Raw genomic sequence first — 23,063 nt, 5'->3', positions numbered from 1 at the left:
GCGCCCCCCGTGCCCGGTCAAGAACGCCTCGACCGCCACGATGACCATCGCTCAGCACGGCTCCGCCCCCAGCGCCTGCAGCCCCCCCATGCTGTCGTCCTCCTGTCCCCCGGCGCCATACGGCACTGCCTCGAGCCTGTCAGCCCGCACTAGGTTCGGCGGCGCCATGACACGAAAACTACATACGAATTTATAACCTTGCGTTCTGAGCCCGCAGTTCTGCGGCCCCGACGGCATCGGCGATACTGGCCTTCTGCCCGGCGGCACGGACTGCCGGCCACCGCAAGCAGGCCTGCCCATGCGCGGGCCACTGCAAGCCATCCGCAAGAAGGAGTTAACCCGCATGAGCGATTCGTTCTCCACCCGCAGCCAGCTGAACGTCGGTGGCAAGACCTACGACTACTTCAGCCTGCCCACGCTGGGCCAGCGCTTCGATATCTCCCACCTGCCCTACTCGATGAAGATCCTGCTGGAGAACCTGCTCCGGCACGAGGACGGCGGCATCACTGTCGGCAAGGACCACATCGAAGCCGTGGCCCGCTGGAACCCGGCGGCCGAGCCGGACACCGAGATCGCGTTCATGCCGGCGCGCGTGGTCCTGCAGGACTTCACCGGCGTGCCCTGCGTGGTCGACCTGGCCGCGATGCGCGATGCGGTGGTCAAGCTCGGCGGCAAGCCGGAGCAGATCAATCCGCAGATTCCCTCCGAACTGGTCATCGACCACTCGGTGCAGGTCGATGTGTTCGGCAAGCCCGACGCGCTGGACCTCAACGGCAAGATCGAGTTCCAGCGCAACCAGGAACGCTATGGCTTCCTGCGCTGGGGCCAGAAGGCCTTCGACAACTTCAAGGTGGTGCCACCCAACACCGGTATCGTCCACCAGGTGAACCTGGAAAACCTGGCCCGCGTGGTGATGACCGCGCAGAAGGATGGCAAGGACATTGCCTACCCCGACACCGTGTTCGGTACCGACAGCCATACCACCATGATCAACGGCATCGGCGTGCTCGGCTGGGGCGTGGGTGGCATCGAAGCGGAGGCCGCCATGCTCGGCCAGCCGTCGTCGATGCTGATCCCGCAGGTGGTCGGCTTCAAGCTGACCGGCAAGCTGCCCGAGGGCGCCACCGCCACCGACCTGGTGCTGACCGTCACCCAGATGCTGCGCAAGCTGGGCGTGGTGGGCAAGTTCGTCGAGTTCTACGGTGACGGCCTGCAGCACCTGCCGCTGGCCGACCGCGCCACCATCGGCAACATGGCCCCGGAGTACGGCGCCACCTGCGGCATCTTCCCGATCGACGCGGAATCGCTGAACTACCTGCGCCTGTCGGGCCGCAGCGAAGAGCAGATCAACCTGGTCGAGGCCTACGCCAAGGCGCAGGGCCTGTGGCACGAACCCGGCAGCCCGCACGCCCAATACAGCAGCACGCTGGAACTGGACATGGGCACGGTGAAGCCGTCGCTCGCCGGCCCGAAGCGCCCGCAGGACCGCGTGCTGCTGGAAGACGTGCAGAAGAACTACCGCGAAGCGCTGGTCGGCATGACCGCCAACCGTGACAAGCGCAGCGAGGACGTTGCCACCTTCGTCAACGAAGGCGGCGGCGCCGCGGTCGGCAACGAGCAGCTGACCAAGGGCTTCGCCGACATCGAGATCGAAGGCCGCAAGGTGCGGCTGAAGGATGGCGCGGTGGTGATCGCGGCCATCACCTCCTGCACCAACACCTCCAACCCGGCGGTGATGATCGGTGCCGGCCTGCTGGCCCGCAACGCGGCCGCCAAGGGCCTGAACCGCCAGCCGTGGGTCAAGACCTCGCTCGGCCCAGGCTCGCGCGTGGTGACCGATTACCTGGAAAAGGCCGGCGTGCTGAAGGAGCTGGAGAAGATCGGCTTCTACGTGGTCGGCTACGGCTGCACCACCTGCATCGGCAACTCCGGCCCGCTGCCGACCGAAGTCAGCGCCGGCATTGCCGCCGGCGACCTGGTGGTCACCTCGGTGCTGTCGGGCAACCGCAACTTCGAGGGCCGCGTGCACCCCGAAGTGAAGATGAACTACCTGGCCAGCCCGCCGCTGGTGGTGGCCTATGCCATCGCCGGCACCACCGACATCGACCTGACCACCCAGCCGCTCGGCACCGGCAGCGACGGCCAGCCGGTGTTCCTGCGCGACATCTGGCCGAGCAACAAGGAAATCGGCGACGTCATCGCCGCCACCATTGGCCCGGAGATGTTCAAGCAGAACTACGCCGATGTGTTCAAGGGTGACACCCGCTGGAACACCATCGCCTCGCCGGACGGCAACCTGTACGCGTGGAGCGACGCCTCCACCTACATCAAGAACCCGCCCTACTTCGATGGCATGACCATGCAGACCGGCAGCATCGACGACGTGCACGGCGCACGCGTGATGGGCCTGTTCGGCGACTCGATCACCACCGACCACATTTCCCCGGCCGGCAACATCAAGAAGGACTCGCCGGCAGGCCGCTTCCTGCAGGAGCGCGGCGTGCAGCCGGCCGACTTCAACAGCTACGGCAGCCGTCGCGGCAACGATGACGTGATGGTCCGCGGCACCTTCGCCAACATCCGCATCAAGAACCTGATGTTCGGTGGCGAGGAAGGCGGCAACACCCTGTACTACCCGACCGGTGGTGGCCAGCCGGAAAAGCTGGCGATCTACGACGCGGCCATGAAGTACAAGGCCGACAAGGTGCCGCTGGTGGTGCTGGCCGGCAAGGAATACGGCACCGGATCGTCGCGTGACTGGGCGGCCAAGGGCACCCTGCTGCTGGGGGTGAAGGCGGTCATCGCCGAGAGCTTCGAGCGCATCCACCGCTCCAACCTGGTCGGCATGGGCGTGCTGCCGCTGCAGTTCCGCAACGGCGAGAACGCACAGACGCTGGGCCTGGACGGCTCGGAAGTGATCGACATCACCGGCCTGCAGGACGGTGCCAGCAAGCGCGCCACGGTCACCGCGACCAAGGCCGATGGCACGAAGAAGACCTTTGAGGTCTCGGTAATGCTGCTGACCCCGAAGGAAGTCGAGTACTTCCGTCATGGCGGCCTGCTGCAGTACGTGCTTCGCCAGCTGGCAGCCAAGTAATGGGTAACGCCGGGCCATGCCCGGCGAATCCCGGGAGCAAACAGCAAGGGCCGGATCCTCACGGATCCGGCCCTTGCTGTTTCACCGCAGCCAGGCATGGCCTGGCTCTACTGCCTCATCGGCGGCATCGGGATGGATGCCGGATGCCCGCTCAGCGGCGCGGCGCATCCGGGTCGGTGCGCAGGGCCTTCAACAGGCCCCACATGTAGAACGCCAGGGTGAACGAGAACGGCAGGCCGCACAGCACCACCGCCGTCTGCATCGCGCTGAAATTGCCAGCCAGCAGCAGGCCGACGCTGGCCACAGTGATGCCGGCGGCCCAGAACACGCGCAGCCAGATCGGCGCGTCATGGCCATCTTCCACGCCATCGTCAACGCGACGGGTGCACAGGTTGGCGATCATCAGCGTGCCCGAGTCGACCGGGGTCAGGAACAGCACGAAGCCGATCACCACCGCAGCACCGGCCACGTACGGCGCCGCAGGCAGGTATTCCAGCAGCTTGAACAAGGTCATCGCTGCATCGTGCTGGGCCACGTCACCCAGGATCGCCTGGCCATGGTTGAGCACCAGGTCGATGGCGGTGTTGCCGAAGATCGACAGCCAGGCCAGGGTGAAGCCGAGCGGGATCAGCAACACGCCCAAGATCACTTCGCGGATGGTGCGGCCGCGCGAGATGCGCGCCACGAAAAGGCCGACGAACGGCGCCCAGGCGATCCACCACGCCCAGTAGAACAGCGTCCACGAACCCATCCACTCACGGCCCTTGGGGTCGTTGAGGTACATGTCGAAGCTCTTGCGCACGAACGCGCCGAGGTAATCGCCGGTGTTCTGGATCAGGCCATCGAACAGGTGCAGGGTCGGGCCGGTGACCAGCACGAACAGCAGCAGGCCACACAGCAGGCGCACGTTGAGGTTGGACAGCCAGGCAATGCCCTTTTCCACGCCAGCGACCACGCCGATGGTGGCCACGACCATCATCACCAGCACGATCACCACCAGCACCTGCGGCGTATCCGGGATGTGGAACAGGTAGACCAGGCCGGACTGCACCACCAGGGCGCCGATGCCGAGGTTGGTCACCATCGAGATCAGCGTGGCCAGAATGCCGAAGCCATCGACCATGTCGCCGATGCGGCCATGAATTCGCTCACCGAAGACCGGGTACAACGCAGAGCGCAGCGCCAGCGGCAGGTCCCGGCGATAGGCGAAATAGCCCAGTGCCACGCCGACCAGCGCATACAACGCCCAGCCATGCAGGCCCCAGTGCAGGAAGGTCAGCACCATCGCCTCGCGGCCGGCGGCCACGGTGCCGCCGGGCTGCCCGGGCGGGTGCAGGAAATGGTCCAGCGGCTCATAGGCGCCGTAGTACAGCAGCGCGATGCCGATGCCGGCCGAGAACAGCATCGAGACCCAGGCAACATAGCCAAAGGCCGGTGACTCTTCGTTGTGGCCCAGGCGGATGCGGCCGTACGGCGAGAACGCCAGCCACAGCACGAAGCCCAGGCACAGCACGATCAGCAGCATGTACCACCAGCCGAACGCGGCCGAGACCTCGGCCTGCGCCCATTGCAGCCAGTGCTCGCTGCCTTCGGGATAGAGCACGGTGAGCAGCCCGAGGATGCCGATCGACACTGAGGAGCTGAGGAAGACAAAACGGTTCAAGCGCAGGGGCGAACGCTTGGGATGAGCCAGGGAAGACATGGGGTCGTCTCATCAAGTCCGAGGGAGCACATGGGCGGGGCCGGACCGGTAAACCGGGCCCATGGCGTGGGGCGCGAGCGCATCCTATGGTTTATTGATTGAACGTTCAATCAATAAAAAGCATAATGGCGGGCAGCCCGATCCTTCGGGTCGCAAACCGTGGAGAGACAATGCCGAAGAAAGGCGTGGAACCGGTACGGCGCGAACAGCTGATCCGGGCCACTTTCCAGACCATCGACGAGATCGGCATGGCCGATGCCACCGTCGCCACCATCGCGAAGAAGGCGGGGTTGTCCAGCGGCATCGTCGCCCACTACTTCGGCGACAAGGACGGCCTGCTCAATGCTGCAATGCGGCAGATCCTGCGCGAACTGAAGGACGCCGTCGCCCGCTATCGCGCAGACGCCAGCGACAACCCGCGCGAGCAGCTGCGCGCCATCGTCGATGGCAACTTCGACGACAGCCAGATCAACGGCACCGCGATGCGCGTCTGGCTCACCTTCTGGGCCGCCAGCATGCACCAGCCGGAACTGGCCCGGCTGCAGCGCGCCAACGACCAGCGCCTGTTCTCCAACCTGTGCCACCAGTTCAACCGCCTGCTGCCCCACCCGCAGGCCCGCCTGGCCGCCCGCGGCCTGGCCGCGATGATCGATGGCCTGTGGCTGCGCGGCAGCCTGGTCGGCGGCCAGTTCAACGCCGAGAAGTCCCGGCGCATCGCTTACGGCTACATCGACTTCCAGTTGCAGGCTGCCGCGCTATAAGCGCTTCAGCGCCCGCCCCCTTCCAAGGAGTACGCCCCATGACCACCCTGCCCGTCCAACAGCTCTACATCCACGGCCAGCGCGTCGATGCCACCAGCGGCAAGACCTTCAAGACCGTCAACCCGGCCACCGGCGAGGTGATCGCCGAGGTGCAGGTCGCCAGCCAGGCCGACGTCGAACGTGCCGTGCAGAGCGCAGCCGAAGGCCAGAAGGTGTGGGCCGCGATGACCGCCATGGAGCGCTCGCGCATCCTGCGCCGCGCCGTCGAGCTCCTGCGCGAGCGCAATGACGAACTGGCCCACCTGGAAACCCTGGACACCGGCAAGGCGCTGGCCGAGACCACCACCGTGGACATCGTCACCGGTGCCGACGTGGTCGAGTACTACGCCGGCCTGGCCACCGCCATCGAAGGCATCCAGCTGCCGCTGCGCGAATCGAGCTTCTTCTACACCCGTCGCGAGCCGCTGGGCGTGGTCGCCGGCATCGGCGCATGGAACTACCCGATCCAGATCGCCATGTGGAAGTCGGCGCCGGCGCTGGCTGCCGGCAACGCGATGGTGTTCAAGCCGTCGGAAGTGACGCCGCTGACCGCGATCCGGCTGGCCGAAATCTACACCGAAGCCGGCGTGCCGGCCGGCGTGTTCAACGTCGTGCAGGGCCCGGGCCGCGAGATCGGCCAGTGGCTGACCGAGCACCCGGTGATCGAGAAGATCTCCTTCACCGGTGGCGTCGCCACCGGCAAGAAGGTCATGGCCAGCGCGGCGTCCTCGTCGCTGAAGGAAGTGACCATGGAGCTGGGCGGCAAGTCACCGCTGGTGATCTGCGATGACGCCGATCTGGACCGCGCCGCCGACATTGCGGTGATGGCCAACTTCTTCAGCTCCGGCCAGGTCTGCACCAACGGCACCCGCGTGTTCGTGCCGCGCAGCATGCTGGCCGCATTCGAGGTGGCCGTCGTCGAGCGCGTCAAGCGCATCCGCATCGGCGACCCGATGGCCGCCGACACCAACTTCGGCCCGTTGACCAGCTTCCCGCACATGGAAAACGTGCTGCGCTACATCGAGAGCGGCAAGGCCGAAGGTGCCCGCCTGCTGACGGGTGGCGGCCGTGCCACCGAAGGTGCGCTGGCCCAGGGCGCCTACGTGCTGCCGACCGTGTTCTCCGACTGCCGCGATGACATGACCATCGTCAAGGAAGAGATCTTCGGGCCGGTGATGAGCATCCTCGCCTATGACGACGAAGACGAAGTGGTGCGTCGTGCCAACGACACCACCTTCGGCCTCGCTGCCGGCGTGGTCAGCAAGGACATCAGCCGCGCCCACCGCATCATCCATCGCCTGGAAGCCGGCATCTGCTGGATCAACACCTGGGGTGAATCGCCGGCCGAAATGCCGGTCGGTGGCTACAAGGAATCCGGCGTCGGCCGCGAGAACGGTATCTCCACCCTCGGCCACTACACCCGCATCAAGTCGGTGCAGGTCGAGCTGGGCGACTACGCCAGCGTGTTCTGACCGGCGCGCCCCGAGCACGCCCCATCGTCCGGCCACCGCGCCGATCCGACATTCCGCCGGGACGCCTGCATGCAGCGCGCCCCGGCCTGCAGGAGACACCCATGAGCACCCATAACGAGTACGACTACATCATCATCGGCGCCGGTTCAGCCGGCAACGTGCTGGCCACCCGCCTCACCGAAGATGCCGATGTCAGCGTGCTGCTGCTGGAAGCCGGTGGCCCGGACTACCGGCTCGACTTCCGTACCCAGATGCCGGCTGCACTGGCCTTCCCGCTGCAGGGCAAGCGCTACAACTGGGCGTACAAGACCGATCCGGAGCCCTTCATGAACAACCGCCGCATGGACTGCGGCCGCGGCAAGGGCCTGGGTGGCTCGTCGCTGATCAACGGCATGTGCTACATCCGCGGCAACGCGATGGACTACGACAACTGGGCCAGCATGCCGGGCCTGGAAGACTGGACCTATCTGGACTGCCTGCCCTACTTCCGCAAGGCCGAAACCCGCGACATCGGCCCCAACGACTACCACGGTGGTGATGGCCCGCTGCGGGTGACCACGCCGAAGGCCGGCAACAACGAACTGTTCGCTGCGATGGTCGAAGCCGGCGTGCAGGCCGGCTACCCGCGCACCGACGACCTCAACGGCTATCAGCAGGAAGGCTTCGGCCCGATGGACCGCACGGTGACCCCGAACGGCCGTCGTTCCAGCACCGCCCGCGGCTACCTGGACCTGGCCAAGCCACGCCCGAACCTGACCATCGTCACCCACGCGCTGACCGACCGCATCCTGTTCTCGGGCAAGCGCGCGGTGGGCGTGCAGTGGCTGCACAACGACCAGCCGCAGCGCGCCACCGCCCGCCGCGAAGTGCTGCTGTGCGGCGGCGCCATCGCCTCGCCGCAGATCCTGCAGCGCTCGGGTGTCGGCCCGGCCGACCTGCTGCGCAGCCTGGACATCGACCTGGTGCACCACCTGCCCGGCGTCGGCGCCAACCTGCAGGATCACCTTGAGATGTACCTGCAGTACGAATGCAAGAAGCCGGTGTCGCTGGCGCCGGCGCTGAAGCTGTACAACCAGCCGGCGATCGGTGCCGAGTGGCTGTTCCTGGGCACCGGCATCGGCGCCAGCAACCAGTTCGAGGCCGGTGGCTTCATCCGCAGCGACGCCGAGTTCGACTGGCCGAACCTGCAGTACCACTTCCTGCCGGTGGCGATCAACTACAACGGCTCCAACCCGATCAAGGCGCACAGCTTCCAGATGCACGTCGGCTCGATGCGCTCGCCCAGCCGTGGCCGCATCCATGTGCGCTCGAAGGACCCGCGCGAACATCCGAGCATTCTGTTCAACTACATGTCGCACGAGCAGGACTGGCGCGAATTCCGCGCGGCGATCCGCATCACCCGCGAGATCTTCGCGCAGCCGGCGCTGGCCCCGTACAGCGGCCGCGAGATCTCGCCGGGCAGTGCACTGCAGACCGACGCGCAGATCGATGCATTCGTGCGCGAGCATGCCGAAACCGCCTACCACCCGTCGTGCTCGAACAAGATGGGCCATGCTGATGACCCGATGGCGGTGGTCGATGGCCAGGGTCGCGTGCACGGCCTGGAAGGCCTCCGCATCGTCGATGCCTCGATCATGCCGCAGGTGGTGACCGGCAACCTCAACGCGCCGACCATCATGATGGCCGAGAAGCTGGCCGACGTGATCCGCGGCCGCACCCCGCTGGCCCGCAGCACTGCGCCGTACTACAAGGCCAACGGCGCACCGGTGCGCAAGCAGGGCTGACGCAAGCGGCCCGGTTGGCGCCACGGTAGTGCCGGCCGCTGGCCGGCACCAACCGGAATCCCGATCGAGCACAGATGCCGGCCAGCGGCCGGCACTACCCAGCAAAGAGGCCCTTCGGGGCCTCTTCGCGTTTTCCCTACGGCGGGGTATGCTGCAATGACCGGCCATTGTCGATACGCTCAGGGCCGGAACCTAATACATCACGATTCCTGGAGGGGGAATATGAGTCTGGATCGTCCCTGGCTGCAGAGCTATCCGAAAGGCGTTCCCGCCGAGATCGACGTCAACGAGTTCCATTCGGTAGCTTCGGTCTTCGACGCTTCCGTCGCGAAATTCCGCGACCGTCCCGCCTACTCCAGCTTCGGCAAGGTCCTCACCTATGGCGAGACCGACGCGCTGGTCAATCAGTTCGCGGCCTACCTGCTGGGAGAGCTCAAGCTCAAGAAGGGTGACCGCGTCGCCCTGATGATGCCCAACTGCCTGCAGTACCCGGTGGCCACCTTCGGCGTGCTGCGCGCCGGCCTGACCGTGGTCAATGTCAATCCGTTGTACACCGCGCGCGAGCTCAAGCACCAGCTGATCGATGCCGGCGTGACCGCACTGGTGGTGGTCGACAACTTCGGCGACACCGTCGAGCAGGTCATCGCCGATACGCCGGTCAAGCACGTGATCACCACCGGCCTGGGCGACCTGCTTGGCGCCAAGGGCGTGATCGTCAACTTCGTGCTGAAGTACATCAAGAAGATGGTGCCCAACTACCATCTCAAGGGCGCGGTGCGCTTCCGCCAGGCGCTGAAGATCGGCAGCCGCCACAGCCTGCCCCAGGTCGAGATCGACCACGACGACATTGCGTTCCTGCAGTACACCGGCGGCACCACCGGCGTGGCCAAGGGCGCGATGCTGACCAACCGCAACCTGATCGCCAACATGCAGCAGGCCTCGGCCTGGATCAGTGCGTCGGGCATCGAGATGGGCAAGGAGTGGATCATCACCGCCCTGCCGCTGTACCACATCTTCGCACTGACCGCGAACGGGCTGGTCTTCATGAAGTTCGGTGGCTGCAACCACCTGATCACCAATCCGCGTGACATGAAGGGCTTCGTCAAGGAGCTCAAGTCGGTGCGCTTCACCGCCATCACCGGCGTCAACACGCTGTTCAATGGCCTGCTCAACACCCCCGGCTTCGACACGGTCGACTTTTCCTCGCTGAAGGTCACCCTGGGCGGCGGCATGGCGGTGCAACGCGCCGTGGCCGAGCGTTGGAAGAAGGTCACCGGGGTGACCCTGGTCGAGGCGTATGGCCTGACCGAGACCTCGCCGGCGGCCTGCATCAACCCGCTCACCCTGACCGAATACAACGGCTCGATCGGCTTGCCGATCCCGTCCACCGATGCCTGCATCAAGGACGACAACAGCGCCATCCTGCCGCTGGGCGAGGTCGGCGAGCTCTGCATCAAGGGCCCGCAGGTGATGAAGGGCTACTGGCAGCGCCCGGAGGAAACCGCCAAGGCGATCGATGCCGACGGCTGGCTGCATACCGGCGACATGGCGAAGATGGACGAACACGGCTTCTTCTACATCGTCGACCGCAAGAAGGACATGATCCTGGTGTCCGGCTTCAACGTGTACCCAAATGAAGTCGAGGACGTGATCGCGATGATGCCGGGCGTGCTGGAAGTGGCCGCGGTCGGCGTGCCGGACGAAAAGTCCGGGGAAGTGGTCAAGGTGGTCATCGTGAAGAAGGACGCGAACCTGACCGCCGAAATGGTCAAGGAGCATGCCCGGGCCAACCTGACCGGCTACAAGCACCCCAAAATCGTTGAATTCCGAAAGGAGCTGCCGAAGACCAATGTCGGCAAGATCCTCCGCCGCGAACTCCGCGATACGCCCGCCCAGTAAGGGTTTGCGGCAATTTGAACGATGCAGGGCCCGGGGCGGAAACGTCCCGGGCCCTTTCGCATGCGACGCCCCTGGGGCGGTGTAGCATCGCCGCGTGTGTGGACCGTTCGGCCCGCCGGCCACCCACCTGACACTGCGGGCCGCATGCCGAGGACCCTTCCATGAGTACCATCGAAAAGCTGCCTTCAAGCGGCTCACCGTTCGCCACCATCCGCACCGAAGACAGCGCCGGCGGCGCTGCCCACTGGCTGTTCATGCACGCCGATGCCGCCACCGGGATCCGCCCCTGCTGCCGCAAGGACATGCTCGACGAGATGTGGAGCTACATGGCGGCCATCACCCGCAGCCCTGCCGAACGCCACAGCGGAACATTGCGGCATTTCGTGCTGGCCTCCGATGCCGTCGCCTACAATCTGGGCGGCGACCTGGACCTGTTCACACGCCTGATCCGCGAAGGCAACCGCGACCTCCTGCTGAACTATGCCCAGCGCTGCGTGGAGGGCGTGCACCACCTGCACACCGGGTTCGGCGGCGACGTCCGTTCGATCGCCCTGATCCAGGGTGACGCCCTCGGCGGCGGGCTGGAAATGGCCCTGGCCTGCCACACCATCGTCGCCGAGGAAGGCAGCGGACTGGGCCTGCCGGAGGTGCTGTTCGGCCTGTTCCCGGGCATGGGTGCGTACTCCTTCCTGTGCCGGCGCGTGTCCCCCCACCTCGCCGAGAAGATCATCCTCGACGGCCGGGTCTACAGCGCCGAGGAGATGCACGCGATGGGCGTGGTCGACGTGCTGGTGAAGAAGGGCGAAGGCCGGGCGGCGGTGGAAGAACTGATCCGCCAGCAGCAGCGCACACCGCAGTCCTATCTGGCGATGAACGCCGCACGCGCCATCGCCCAGCCGGTCAGCTACGACGAACTGCTGGAGATCACCAAGGTTTGGGTCGATTCCGCCCTGGCCCTCGGCGACCGTTCGCTGCGCACCATGGACCGCCTGATCAAGGCCCAGACCCGTCGCGCCAGCCTCGACGCGGCCTGATTCATCCCTCCCCCAGGATGGGTTCAAGCCCGGTTGGCCACCGGGCTTTTTTTATGCACCCTGCCGTGGTTCAACGCGCCTCGCCATCGTCGGCAGCGCCGCGCAGCCGGCGTTCGGCCCGTGCCTCCAGCGCGCGCCGGCCTTCCTTGATCGCCTCCTGCAGGATGCCCAGGCGCTGGCGCCATTCGGTCTTCAGCTGCCAGTCGGCCATCCGCATCAGCTCGCCGGCACGGTTGGACGCGCGCATCAGGCCAAGGTTGCTGGCCACGCCCTTGATCGCGTGGGATTGTTCGCGGAACACATCCCACTGCGTGGCCTCACCGGCCTGCTCGGCCTTGCCCATGCAGCCCGCCACGTCCTCCAGGCATTGGCGGATGAACTCACGTTCGAAGCCCTCGCCCATGCCCAGCGAGGCCAGCTCGTCCAGCACGCTGCTGTCGAGCACCCCATCCTGCAGCGCCATCGGTCGCACCACCGGTGCGGCCATGGTCTTCAGCTGGGCGTTGCTGGCGATCTCGGCCAGGGTATCGAGCAGGCGCACCGCCACCACGGGCTTGGCCAGGAACGCATGCGCCCCAGCCTGGGTACAGCGCTGGATCGCCTCGGGCGTGACATCGGCGCTGAGCACCAGCACCGGCGTGCGCGGTCCGCCGCCGGCCTGCATCACCCGCAACTCCTTCAGCATGTCCAGCCCGCTCATGCCCGGCATGTGCAGGTCGACGATGACCGCGTCGAACTCACTGTCGGCCAGCGCATCCAGCACCGCCTCACCGCCATCCACGCACAGCACGCGATGCCCGGCCTTCTGCAGCAGGCGCTGCAGGACCATGCGGTTGGCCTCGTGGTCGTCGGCCACCAGGATCTGCATGCTGCGCACGCGGGCGCGATGGCGCAGGAACGGGTCGGCAAATGCGATCACGTTGCCGCCCGGCCCCACGTCGTCGTCGCCGGTCAGGCTCGGCACCGCACCCGGCACCTGCGGCTGCGGCGGCGCGAACGGCAACTCGACCCAGAAGTGGCTGCCGCGCGGCGGGTTTTCCAGATAACCGATATCGCCGTCCATTGCTTCGACCAGGCCCTTGGCGATGGTCGTGCCCAGCCCGGTGCCCTCGTGGCGACGCGCCATGCTGACGTCAGCCTGCTCGAAGGCATCGAACAGCCGCGCACGCATGGCCGGCGCTACACCGATGCCGGTGTCGAGGATGTCGAAGCGCAGCCGCACCGCGCCACTGGTATCGGCCTGCACCACGCTGACACGGATTTCGACCCGGCCGTGATCGGTGAACTTGACCGCGTTGCCGGCCAGGTTCAGCAGGATCTGCCGCAGGTGCCCGACGTCCCCGCGCACGCGTGGCGGTACACCGTCAGCCACCTTCACCCGGTAATCCAGGCGCTTGGCCTTGGCCTGCGGCAACAGGATCAGCCCGATCGCCTGGATCACGTCGGCCACGGCGAAGTCTTCGGCCACCACGCGCAGCTTGCCGGCCTCGATGGCCGAGATGTCCAGCACTTCCTCCACCAGCGCCAGCAGGCTGCGCGAAGACGCCTGGATGGTGTTGAGGCACTCGCGCTGCTCATCGTCCAGGCGCGTGGTCGCCAGTACTTCGGTCATGCCGTTGAGGCCGTTCAACGGCGTGCGGAACTCGTGGCTCATGTTGGCCAGGAAACGGCTCTTGGCCTCGCTGGCACGGCGCGCCTCGGCCATCGCTTCGGTCAGCTGCCGCAGCAGCGTCGAGAAGTACAGCGGCACCGCCGCCAGGCCGAGCCAGAGGCCGATGGCCAGACGGAAATTCTGTTGCCAGTAAGGCGTCAGCAGCACCGTGCAACCGAAGCTCACCATCGCCATCGCCACCGCCACGTACAGGTAGTGGTTGCCGAAGCGCATGCCGTTGCCGACTGTCACCCACATCACCACGATGTAGACCCAGGCCAGCGGCTCCCCCATCTGCACCATGCCGGCAGCGATCAGGCCATAGTCGGCGAGCATGCCCAGCACGCGGCGGGGATCGGAACGCGCCGGCCGCCACAGCAGCCAGCCGAACAGCAGCAGCGACAGGCTCAGGCCGGTCAAGACGATCGCCAGCACGCCCACGTACTGCGTGTGCGGCAGATCGTGGCGCGGCGCCGGCAACAGCACGTAGGCCAGGATCAGGCTGATCAGGACAATACGGACGATCTGCTGGCCGTGTTCGCTGTCCTGGCGCTGGGACAGGCGCAGCCGCAGCTGCGACAACAGCCGTTTCACGCGCCCAGCCCCGGGCGCGCGGACGCCATCGAATGCTCGGCGCAGATCTGGTCCAGCTGTTCGCGGCCGCGCAGCAGCGCGTCCACACATCGGGGATCGAACAGCCGGCCACGCTGGGCGTAGAGATAAGCCAGGGTGGCTTCCATGGTCCATGCTTCCTTGTACGGACGGGGCGAAATCAGGGCGTCGAAGACATCGGCGACAGCCACGATGCGCGCTTCCAGCGGAATCGCATCGCCGACCAGCCCATCGGGATAGCCGCTGCCATCGTAGCGCTCATGATGACGCAGTGCGATCAAGGCGCCAACCTGGATGAAACGATTCTGGCTGCCGCTCAGCAGTTCATGGCCAATCCGCGGGTGCCGGCGCATGATCGCCAGCTCCTCCTCGTTGAGCTTGCCCTGCTTGAGCAGCACCGCATCGGGAATGGCAATCTTGCCCATGTCATGCAGCGGCGCAGCCATTTCGATCAGGCGCACGTCCTCCTCGGGCAGCCCGAGCTGGTCGGCGATCAGGCCGGCCACGCGCGCCATGCGCTCCAGATAGGCACTGGTGCCTGCATCACGGAACTCGATCGCCCGCGCCAGCCGCGACAGCGTTTCGCGCTCCCGCTCTTCGACCTCATGCATGCTGGCCAGCAGGCGCTGCTCCAGCGACAGCGCCCGTTGCTTCACGTTCTCGGTCTGTTGGCGCAGCTGCAGCAGGTTGTAGCAGCGCGCACGCAGTTCGCGCGGGCGGATCGGCTTGACCAGGAAGTCGATGACGCCGGCTTCCAGTGCCGCCTGGCGGATCGGCTCGTCACCGACCACGGTGATCAGGATCACCGGAATGTCGCGGTGCTTGGGCAGCCGACGGAAACGGCGAGCGAATTCCAGCCCGTCCATCTCCGGCATGCGGTAATCGAGCAGCAGCAGGTCGACCGGATGGGCTTCACACCAGGCCAATGCGGTCAGCGGATCGCCGAAGTCATACACGCTCAGTTCCGGCGCGATGTCTTCGATGACGTGACGCAGCATCGTCCGGGCGGAAGTCTGGTCATCAACGATGACGATATTCAACGCGTACTCTGCCTGGTTTTTCGACCACGCTGGATCATCAGCAGGCGAGGATACTCTGCCGCTGCGAACGCTCGCACCCTGCATCGGCCTGACTCCCGTGTCGTGCATCCCGATTCATGATCGTCATCACAATGTGAAGCGGACTCCCCACACCGTGCCCTCCCCTAACGCCGATCAAGCCATAGCAGGCGTCAAGGTAGTGCAATTACGATACGCCGAGTGCGGGACGCGTCAATCGCGCCGTCTCGTTTCGGGACGGCGCGCACAATCGGGAGTCAAAAAGGTGACTTACTGCTCCGGACGCATGTACGGGAACAGCAGCACATCGCGGATCGAGCTGCTGCCGGTCAGCAGCATCACCAGACGATCGACGCCGATACCCAGGCCGCCGGTCGGGGCCATGCCGTACTCCAGCGCACGGATGTAGTCGGCGTCGTAGTGCATGGCCTCGTCGTCGCCACCTTCCTTCGCGGCCACCTGGGCCTGGAAGCGCTGGGCCTGGTCTTCCGGGTCGTTCAACTCGGAGAAGCCATTGGCCAGCTCCTTGCCGTTGACGAACAGCTCGAAGCGGTCGGTGTAGCCCGGATCATTGTCGTTGGCACGGGCCAGCGGCGAGACTTCCACCGGATGGTCGGTGATGAAGGTCGGCTGGATCAGGGTGTGCTCGACGGTGGCCTCGAAGATCTCAAGCAGCAGCTTGCCCCAGCCGTAGGACGGCTTGACGCGGATGTTCAAGCGCTCGCAATGGCGCAGTAGCGCGTCACGGTCGGTGCAGTCGGCAACCGAGATTTCCGGGTTGTGGTGGCGCACGGCTTCGTCCATGCGCCAGCGGCGGAACGCCGGGCCCAGGTCGATCTTCGCCCCGTCCCACTCGACCTCGGTGCTGCCGTTGACTGTCCTGGCCACGTCACGGATCACGCCTTCGGTCAGGTCCATGATCTCGTTGTACGTGGCATAGGCCTCGTACAGCTCCATCATGGTGAATTCTGGATTGTGGCGGGTGCTGACGCCTTCGTTGCGGAAGTTGCGGTTGATCTCGTACACGCGCTCCAGGCCGCCCACCGTCAGGCGCTTGAGGTACAGCTCCGGCGCCACGCGCAGGTACAGGTCCAGGTCCAGCGCGTTGTGGTGGGTGGTGAACGGCTTGGCCGCCGCGCCGCCGGGGATGTAATGCATCATCGGCGTCTCGACTTCCAGGAAGTCGCGGTTGTCCAGCCACGCACGCATGGCGCGGATGATCTTCGAGCGCTTGATGAAGACCGCGCGCGACTCCGGGGTGACGATCAGGTCGACGTAACGCTGGCGGTAACGCTGCTCGACGTCGGCCAGGCCATGCCACTTGTCCGGCAACGGACGCAGCGACTTGGTCAGCAGGCGGATCGACTCGGCCTTGACCGACAGCTCGCCGGTCTTGGTGCGGGTCAGGCCACCTTCTACGGCGATGATGTCGCCCACGTCCCAGCCCTTGAACGCGGTGTAGGCATCGCCCAGCACGGCCCCCTGCAGGAACAGCTGGATGCGGCCGGACTCGTCCTGGATCTGCGCGAAGCTCGCCTTGCCCATGATGCGCTTGGCCATCAGGCGGCCGGCCATCTTCACCTGGCGGCCGTTGCCTTCCAGCGCCTCGGCGGTCCACTGTTCGGCATCGGCGAATTCGTCCTGCAGGCGGCCGGCGAAGTCCTCACGACGGAAATCGTTCGGGTACGCGATGCCCTGCCCACGCAGCGCTTTGAGTTTCTCACGGCGCTCGGCGATCAACTTGTTCTCGTCGACGGGGGGGGTATCGGTAGCTTCGCTCATGGATCTGCGGGAATCGTGTAGTGAGGGGGGATGCTGCGCCCGGCACAGCCGGTTGCCCAGCATACCAAAACCGCCCTGCCCAAGCCGGGAGAGGGGTCAGATCCCTTTGCGCAGCAAAGGGATCTGACCCCATCCGGGACCCTACCTGGCCCCTGGATATCTACCTGTTCCCGGGGAACGCCTGGCGCAGCTCGTCCACCAGCACCCGCTGGTTTTCCGAGTAATCGATCGGTACCGACACCAGGTGCACCCCGCCCTCGTTGAAGGCCGCCTGCAGGGTCGGGATGAACTGCTCGATGGCGGTCACCTCATGCCCCTTGCAGCCATAGGCCTCGGCGTACTTCACGAAGTCGGGGTTGCTGAAGGTCATGCCGTAGTCGGTGAAGCCATCCACCGCCTGCTTCCAGCGGATCATGCCGTAGGCGCCGTCATTGAGGATCAGCACCACCAGGTTGAGCCCCAGCCGGCGCGCTGTCTCCAGCTCCTGGCTGTTCATCATGAAACCACCATCACCACACACCGCCAGCACCCGCCGCTGTGGATACAGGATCGAGGCCATGATCGCCGATGGCAGGCCCGCGCCCATGGTCGCCAGCGCGTTGTCCAGCAGCAATGTGTTGGCGACCTGGGTACGGTAGTTGCGGGCGAACCAGATCTTGTACATGCCGTTGTCCAGCGCCACGATGCCGTCCGGCGGCATCACCTGGCGCACGTCGTGCACCAGCCGCTGCGGTGTGAACCCGGCCTCTTCGGCGCGGTCGGCCAGATGCTCGAGGATGGTCGCGCGCAGCGGCAGCAAAGCATAGGCGTTCGGCACCGCGCCTTCGATGCGGTCGGCCAGTTGGGTGAGCGAACGGCCGATGTCGCCGATCACCTCCACCTGCGGGAAGTACACCTGTTCCACCGCCGCCTGCGAGTAGCCGATATGGATCACGGTCGGGCCACCCGGGCGCATCACGAACGGCGGCTTTTCGGTCACCTCGTGGCCGATGGTCACGATCACGTCAGCCTGGTCGATCGCCATGTGCACGTAGTCACGCTCGGTCAGCGCGGCGGTGCCCATGTACAGGCCCGAACCTCCGGCCACCGCGCCCTTGCCCATCTGCGTGGTGAAGAACGGGATGCCGGCGCGCAACACAAAGGCCGACAGCGCTTCACTGGACTGCGGTCGCGACGCCGCCGATGCGATCATCAACAACGGCCGCTTGGCATTGCGGATGATCTCAGCCGCCCGATCCAGCGCCTCCGGGCTGGCAATGGGACGGTCCACCGCATGCGGCGGAATCAGCGCCACGCCCTCGACCTCATCGGCCGCGATGTCTTCGGGCAGCTCCAGCAGCACCGGGCCCGGGCGCTCCTCCTGAGCGACACGGAACGCCTCGCGGACGATGGTCGGGATCGTGCGCGCCGAGACGATCTGCCGCGCCTGCTTGGTCAGCGGCTTCATCGTGCCGACGATGTCGACAATCTGGAAGCGCGCCTGCTTGCTGGCGACGATGCCCTTCTGGCCGGTGATCATGATCACCGGCCACGCACCCAGCAGCGCATAGGCGGCGCCGGTGGTGAAGTTGAGCGCGCCGGGGCCGAGCGTGGCCAGGCACACGCCGGGCTTGCCGGTCAGGCGGCCATAGGTTGCAGCCATGAACACCGCTGCCTGTTCGTGGCGGGTGATGACCAGCTCGATGCTGGAATGACGAAGCGACTCGACCACGTCGAGGTTCTCTTCGCCGGGAATACCGAAAATGCGCTCGACGCCTTCGTTCTCAAGCGCGGCGACGAGCAGGTCTGAACCCTTGGTCATTGGAATGCCGTCCTTTTCGCTGGACTGGTGGTGGATCGTTGCAGGAAGGATGAGAGCCGCGCGTCAACGCTTGTCGAACCACACCGTCTGCGCGTTGACGAATTCGCGGATGCCGAAGTGCGAGAGCTCACGACCGAAGCCACTCTTTTTCACGCCGCCGATCGGCACGCGCGGGTCTGAAGCGGAGAAGCCGTTGACGAACACGCCGCCGGTCTGCAGCCGGCGCGCCAGCTGCATGGCCCGTGCGCGGTCGCCGGTCCACAGGTTGCCGCTCAGGCCGAATTCGCTCTGGTTGGCCAGTTCCACCGCATGGTCGGCGTCGCGGGCGCGACTGATTGAGGCCACCGGCCCGAAGGTCTCGGTATCGAAGGCCTGCATGCCAGGCTCTACGTCGGCCAGCACGGTGGGTGCATAGAAGGCTCCAGGGCGATCCAGCGGGTGGCCGCCAACCAGCAGCCGCGCACCGGCCTCCACCGAAGCCCGTACCTGCGCATCGAGCTGCTCCAGCAGGTCCTGGCGCGCCATCGGGCCGATGCGGTTGGCCGGGTCGCGGCCATCGCCGATGGTCAGTGCCTGCACCTTCTGGCAGAACTGCGCCACGAAACGATCGTAGACCGCGTCTTCGACGATGATGCGCTTTCCGGCGATGCAGACCTGCCCGGTGTTCTGGAAGCGCGAGGCCACCGCCGCATCAACGGCGGCGTCCAGATCGGCGTCGGCCAGCACGATGAACGGATCCGAGCCCCCCAGCTCCAGCACCACCTTCTTCAGCGCCTGCCCGGCCTGGGCGGCGATGCTGCGGCCTGCGGCCACGCTGCCGGTCAGGGTCACTGCGGCGATGCGATCATCGGCGATCGCGCGGCTGGTGCCCTCGCGGCTGATGTTGGCGGCGATGAAGGTGCCTTCCGGCAGCCCGGCATCGCGCCAGGCCGCGTCGAGCAGCTGCGCGGTACCGACGATGTTCTCGGCCGGCTTCAGCAGGAAGCCGTTGCCGCCCATCAGGATCGGCACCGCCGCACGCATCACCTGCCAGTACGGGAAGTTCCACGGCATGATGCCCAGCACCACGCCCAGCGGCAGGTAGGCCACAAAGGCCTTGTCGTCGGGCACCTGGGTCGGCTCGTCGCGCAGGAACTGCGCACCGTGGTCGGCGTACCAGTCGCACAGCACGGCGCACTTCTCGATCTCGGCCAGCGATTCGGCCTGCACCTTGCCCATCTCGGCGGTAGCCAGCGCGGCCAGCTTCTCACGGTCACGCCGCAGTACGGCGGCCATTGCACGCAGTACGTCTGCGCGCTGTTCGAGGCTCTTGACGCTCCAGGCCGCAAAGCCGACCTGGCCGCGATCGAGGATGGCTTCCAGTTCGGCGTCGGTAGCGAAGGGGTGGCTGGCGATCTGCTGGCCGGTGGCCGGATCACGGGAAATGGCGGTGGTGGGGGCAGCGGACATGCAGGGCTCCTGTTGTCTCGGCAACGGGCAGCGGCCCGTCTTCTGCACAGGAATGTGAACCCGATTGGCGGAGGCAACAAGGCGTCTGCTTATCCTGTGACCTGCACTTACCTGTCTGAATGGGGCTGTTTGCAGGGCTGCGCCCTGCACCCGCAGAGGCCAGGGCAACGTCAAGGTCAAAGGCCTGCATTCCGTGGGATGGCGGGGTGGGTCCGGTTGCGGGGGACGGCGTGAATCCCCCTCCGGGGTCCGGCCCAGCCGCCGGCGGCTGGGCGTTCGGGCGCTTGCGAAGCAGTGCTTCGCAAGCAAAGCGCCCTCACCCATGTAGCCTCGGTCGCGCCATCCATGGCGCTCACGCCCCCGCAACCGGGCCCACCCCGCCTTCGACAGTTTTCCGCGATCTGTTGGAAATACTCTTGGGGTCAGATCCGTTTTCCCTGGGAAAACGGATCTGACCCCGGAATTTCTTTCGATATCTGACAGATGTGTCGACCAAGGTCGACACCTGCCAACAGCCGCGGGAAATTGTCAGAGGTGGGGCGGTGTGGGTTGGCAGGACCGTTGGCGCCATGGATGGCGCCATCGAGCCCCCATGGACGGGTTTACGGCGTGTCCTGCCAACCCACACCGCCCCGCCATCCAACGGAATGCCCGCTGTTGCTGTTGCTGTTGCTCGGCCTCTGCGGGTGCAGGGCTGCAAGCCCTGCCGAACACCCCTACTTTCGCGGCAGGTAGGTCACCAGGGAAAGGTCGTGCCGGCTCTCCGGCACCAGCGCCACGTACTGCAGGTCCAGCAATCCCCGCGTGGGATGGTTGAGCTTCTTCGCACCTTCATCGAACCGCCGCACGTCGTGCTCCGGCCACCACCGCCGGAACGCCTCGCTGTGCGCGGCGATGTCCTCCACCAGCGCCAGGAACGGCGCCTTGTCCGGCGCCTGCGCCATCGCCGCGCGGAAGCCGGCCAGCAGGCCGCGGGTCATTTCTTCCCAGTTGAGGATCAGCGTGCGGTACGGCGGGTACAGGAACATCAGCCGCAGCGTGTTGCGCTCATGCGGCGCCAGCTGGCTGTAGTCCACGAACAGATCGGCGATGGCCGGGTTCCAGGCCAGGATATCGAACCGGGTGTTGCGCACATAGGCCGGGATCGGCTGCATCGCTTCGACCAGCTGGCGCAGGCCGTCGGTCACGCTCTCGTCCGGCGATTCCAGCGGTACGCCATAGCCGGACAGCGCGAATGCATAGGCGCGTTCGTCGTCGCTCATGCGCAGCACCTTGGCCAGGCGCTCGAGCACTTCGGGCGAGGCGCGCACTTCACGGCCCTGCTCGATCCAGGTGTACCAGCTGACACTGACCCCGATGGCCAGCGCCACTTCCTCGCGCTTCAGGCCCGGGGTGCGCCGCCGCCCGGCCGGGAGGCCGAGCGTGGCGGGGTCGACACGGGCGCGGCAGGCCTTCAGGAAGCTACCGAGTTCCTTGCGTTCACTTTCGCTGCGCATCATCGCCCTCCGCTGCGGAAGGCGATGATATCCGCGCAGGCGCGTCGATCAGGCATCGGCGCGCTTGGAGCCCACGGCCAAACCGGCCTTCAGGCTGGCCTCGACGAACTCGTCCAGGTCGCCGTCCAGCACCTTCTGCGTATCCGAACGCTCGATGCCGGTACGCAGGTCCTTGATACGGCTCTGGTCCAGCACGTAGTTGCGGATCTGGCTGCCCCAGCCGATGTCGGACTTGGTGGCTTCCACCGCGTCCTTCTCGGCGTTGCGCTTCTGGATCTCCAGCTCGTACAGCTTGGCGGCCAGCATCTTCATCGCGTTGTCGCGGTTCTGGTGCTGGCTGCGGCCGGTCTGGCACGCCACAACGATGTTGGTCGGGATGTGGGTGATACGCACCGCCGACTCGGTCTTGTTCACGTGCTGGCCACCGGCACCGGACGAGCGGTACACGTCGGTACGCAGGTCGGCCGGGTTGATGGTGATGTCGATGTTGTCATCGATTTCCGGCGACACGAACACCGAGGTGAAGCTGGTGTGGCGGCGGTTGTCGGAGTCGAACGGCGACTTGCGCACCAGGCGGTGCACGCCGGTCTCGGTCTTCAGCCAGCCATAGGCATAGTCGCCTTCCACGCGCAGCGTGGCCGACTTGATGCCGGCGACGTCGCCACCGGAGACTTCCATCAGCTCGGTCTTCCAGCCGCGCGATTCGCACCAGCGCAGGTACATGCGCAGCAGGATCTCGGCCCAGTCCTGGGCTTCGGTACCACCGGCACCGGCCTGGATGTCGACGAACGCCGCCGCATTGTCCATCTCGCCGGAGAACATGCGCTGGAACTCCAGCTTCTCCACGTGCGCCTGGTGCTTGTCGAGGTCGGCGACCACCGCCAGTGCGGTCTCCTCGTCCTGCTCGGACTCGGCCAGCTCCAGCAGTTCAGTGGCGTCGTTCAGGCCATCGAGCACCGAGGCGATCCCGCCCACGGTCTTTTCCAGGCTGGAACGCTCGCGGCCCAGGTTCTGGGCGTACTCGGCGTTGTTCCAGACGTCGGGGCTTTCCAGCTCCCGCGTTACTTCTTCAAGACGCTCTTTCTTGGCGTCGTAGTCAAAGATACCCCCGAAGCGACAGCACGCGATCGGTCAGATCGGTGATGCGCTGGCGGACAGGATTCAGTTCGATCATGTCGGCGGTTATGCATTCAAAAGATGACTGGTAATGATACCGCAGGCCGTGGGCGCCCGGAATGAGGGCCTGGGCCTGCGCCGGGGAGGCGCGAGCGTGATGCGTCGGCGCTGCATTCAGGCAGGCGGTACCCGCCTTGGCGCGGGGAGCCAGCCAGGCTGCAGCCGCCCCCACACAGGGCCTCCTTGCCCCAGAGCGGCGTCGACGAGGGTCTTCCTTGGCCCACCCTCGGACGGCCATTTGGGGCAGTTG

The 23,063-nt window shown here is 66.1% G+C and carries 15 protein-coding genes; 6 read left to right on the top strand and 9 right to left on the bottom strand.

Translation table 11 applies throughout. From position 1 onward, the window contains the following. Positions 1 to 343 precede the first annotated feature (343 nt). On the top strand, positions 344 to 3,097 hold the full coding sequence (gene acnA / locus ACEPA4_RS09365; protein WP_065184926.1) for an aconitate hydratase AcnA: 2,754 nt from the start codon (positions 344 to 346) through the stop codon (positions 3,095 to 3,097). Between the two features lie 151 nt (positions 3,098 to 3,248). Here the strand turns inward: acnA and ACEPA4_RS09360 are convergent, their stop codons facing one another. After that, positions 3,249 to 4,799: a BCCT family transporter gene (locus tag ACEPA4_RS09360; protein WP_065184928.1), complete on the bottom strand. Its 1,551-nt coding sequence runs from the start codon at positions 4,797 to 4,799 to the stop codon at positions 3,249 to 3,251. Between the two features lie 170 nt (positions 4,800 to 4,969). Between ACEPA4_RS09360 and betI the strand changes: the two genes are divergently transcribed. The 5 genes from betI (at position 4,970) to ACEPA4_RS09335 (ending at position 11,788) form a co-directional block, all read left to right on the top strand. Then, entirely contained in the window at positions 4,970 to 5,560 is a 591-nt protein-coding gene (betI, locus tag ACEPA4_RS09355) for a transcriptional regulator BetI (protein WP_065177626.1), read from the top strand. 38 nt (positions 5,561 to 5,598) lie between these two features. Beyond that, entirely contained in the window at positions 5,599 to 7,071 is a 1,473-nt protein-coding gene (betB, locus tag ACEPA4_RS09350; protein WP_005416393.1) for a betaine-aldehyde dehydrogenase, read from the top strand. A gap of 101 nt (positions 7,072 to 7,172) precedes the next feature. After that, positions 7,173 to 8,855 carry a choline dehydrogenase gene (gene betA / locus ACEPA4_RS09345; RefSeq protein WP_005416392.1) on the top strand — a complete coding sequence of 561 codons (1,683 nt, stop codon included), beginning with the start codon at positions 7,173 to 7,175 and terminating at the stop codon, positions 8,853 to 8,855. A gap of 222 nt (positions 8,856 to 9,077) precedes the next feature. Further along, a complete protein-coding gene (locus ACEPA4_RS09340) occupies positions 9,078 to 10,754 on the top strand; it encodes a long-chain fatty acid--CoA ligase (protein WP_262089622.1) in 1,677 nt (558 codons plus the stop codon). A 161-nt stretch (positions 10,755 to 10,915) separates the two neighbouring features. Further along, the gene (locus ACEPA4_RS09335) at positions 10,916 to 11,788 is read left to right on the top strand and encodes a crotonase/enoyl-CoA hydratase family protein (RefSeq protein ID WP_065184932.1); all 873 of its coding nucleotides are present in this window, start codon (positions 10,916 to 10,918) and stop codon (positions 11,786 to 11,788) included. A 70-nt stretch (positions 11,789 to 11,858) separates the two neighbouring features. Here ACEPA4_RS09335 and ACEPA4_RS09330 read toward each other — a convergent pair whose 3' ends face one another. The 8 genes from ACEPA4_RS09330 to ACEPA4_RS09295 all read right to left on the bottom strand — a co-directional run bounded on the left by ACEPA4_RS09330 (position 11,859) and on the right by ACEPA4_RS09295 (position 22,985). Beyond that, positions 11,859 to 14,033 carry a response regulator gene (locus ACEPA4_RS09330; protein ID WP_065177622.1) on the bottom strand — a complete coding sequence of 725 codons (2,175 nt, stop codon included), beginning with the start codon at positions 14,031 to 14,033 and terminating at the stop codon, positions 11,859 to 11,861. Next, complete coding sequence (locus ACEPA4_RS09325; RefSeq protein WP_032954148.1) at positions 14,030 to 15,175, bottom strand: two-component system response regulator; 1,146 nt, start codon at positions 15,173 to 15,175, stop codon at positions 14,030 to 14,032. Before ACEPA4_RS09325 ends, ACEPA4_RS09330 begins: the two co-directional genes overlap by 4 nt. A 204-nt stretch (positions 15,176 to 15,379) precedes the next feature. Further along, entirely contained in the window at positions 15,380 to 16,891 is a 1,512-nt protein-coding gene (gene lysS, locus ACEPA4_RS09320; RefSeq protein WP_053499438.1) for a lysine--tRNA ligase, read from the bottom strand. A 160-nt stretch (positions 16,892 to 17,051) separates the two neighbouring features. Beyond that, positions 17,052 to 18,692: an acetolactate synthase large subunit gene (locus ACEPA4_RS09315; protein ID WP_065184933.1), complete on the bottom strand. Its 1,641-nt coding sequence runs from the start codon at positions 18,690 to 18,692 to the stop codon at positions 17,052 to 17,054. A gap of 63 nt (positions 18,693 to 18,755) precedes the next feature. Beyond that, entirely contained in the window at positions 18,756 to 20,141 is a 1,386-nt protein-coding gene (locus ACEPA4_RS09310) for an NAD-dependent succinate-semialdehyde dehydrogenase (RefSeq protein ID WP_262089626.1), read from the bottom strand. Positions 20,142 to 20,857: 716 nt separating this feature from the next. Further along, entirely contained in the window at positions 20,858 to 21,640 is a 783-nt protein-coding gene (locus ACEPA4_RS09305) for a helix-turn-helix transcriptional regulator (protein WP_065177619.1), read from the bottom strand. 45 nt (positions 21,641 to 21,685) lie between these two features. Beyond that, positions 21,686 to 22,811, bottom strand: a protein-coding gene (prfB, locus tag ACEPA4_RS09300; protein ID WP_111008336.1) for a peptide chain release factor 2 whose coding sequence is annotated in 2 segments (ribosomal slippage) — positions 21,686 to 22,735 and positions 22,737 to 22,811 — 1,125 coding nt in all. Because the reading frame shifts where the segments join, the coding sequence is not laid out codon by codon here. Beyond that, positions 22,734 to 22,985, bottom strand: a complete 252-nt coding sequence (locus ACEPA4_RS09295) for a hypothetical protein (protein WP_065177618.1) — start codon at positions 22,983 to 22,985, stop codon at positions 22,734 to 22,736. The genes prfB and ACEPA4_RS09295 overlap by 78 nt, the downstream gene beginning before the upstream one ends. Positions 22,986 to 23,063: the final 78 nt, after the last annotated feature.

It is taken from the genome of Stenotrophomonas sp. P2112, assembly GCF_041897515.1.
Classification (GTDB): Bacteria; Pseudomonadota; Gammaproteobacteria; order Xanthomonadales; family Xanthomonadaceae; genus Stenotrophomonas; species Stenotrophomonas sepilia.
This window is presented reverse-complemented; position numbering and strand designations above follow the sequence as displayed.

What these genes read in the sequence shown, in the direction of transcription:
- acnA (WP_065184926.1), top strand. Translation starts at nt 344, where the DNA reads ATGAGCGATTCGTTCTCCACCCGCAGCCAGCTGAACGTCGGTGGCAAG.
- ACEPA4_RS09360 (WP_065184928.1), bottom strand. Translation starts at nt 4,799, where the DNA reads ATGTCTTCCCTGGCTCATCCCAAGCGTTCGCCCCTGCGCTTGAACCGT.
- betI (WP_065177626.1), top strand. Translation starts at nt 4,970, where the DNA reads ATGCCGAAGAAAGGCGTGGAACCGGTACGGCGCGAACAGCTGATCCGG.
- betB (WP_005416393.1), top strand. Translation starts at nt 5,599, where the DNA reads ATGACCACCCTGCCCGTCCAACAGCTCTACATCCACGGCCAGCGCGTC.
- betA (WP_005416392.1), top strand. Translation starts at nt 7,173, where the DNA reads ATGAGCACCCATAACGAGTACGACTACATCATCATCGGCGCCGGTTCA.
- ACEPA4_RS09340 (WP_262089622.1), top strand. Translation starts at nt 9,078, where the DNA reads ATGAGTCTGGATCGTCCCTGGCTGCAGAGCTATCCGAAAGGCGTTCCC.
- ACEPA4_RS09335 (WP_065184932.1), top strand. Translation starts at nt 10,916, where the DNA reads ATGAGTACCATCGAAAAGCTGCCTTCAAGCGGCTCACCGTTCGCCACC.
- ACEPA4_RS09325 (WP_032954148.1), bottom strand. Translation starts at nt 15,175, where the DNA reads ATGCAGGGTGCGAGCGTTCGCAGCGGCAGAGTATCCTCGCCTGCTGAT.
- lysS (WP_053499438.1), bottom strand. Translation starts at nt 16,891, where the DNA reads ATGAGCGAAGCTACCGATACCCCCCCCGTCGACGAGAACAAGTTGATC.
- ACEPA4_RS09315 (WP_065184933.1), bottom strand. Translation starts at nt 18,692, where the DNA reads ATGACCAAGGGTTCAGACCTGCTCGTCGCCGCGCTTGAGAACGAAGGC.
- ACEPA4_RS09310 (WP_262089626.1), bottom strand. Translation starts at nt 20,141, where the DNA reads ATGTCCGCTGCCCCCACCACCGCCATTTCCCGTGATCCGGCCACCGGC.
- ACEPA4_RS09305 (WP_065177619.1), bottom strand. Translation starts at nt 21,640, where the DNA reads ATGATGCGCAGCGAAAGTGAACGCAAGGAACTCGGTAGCTTCCTGAAG.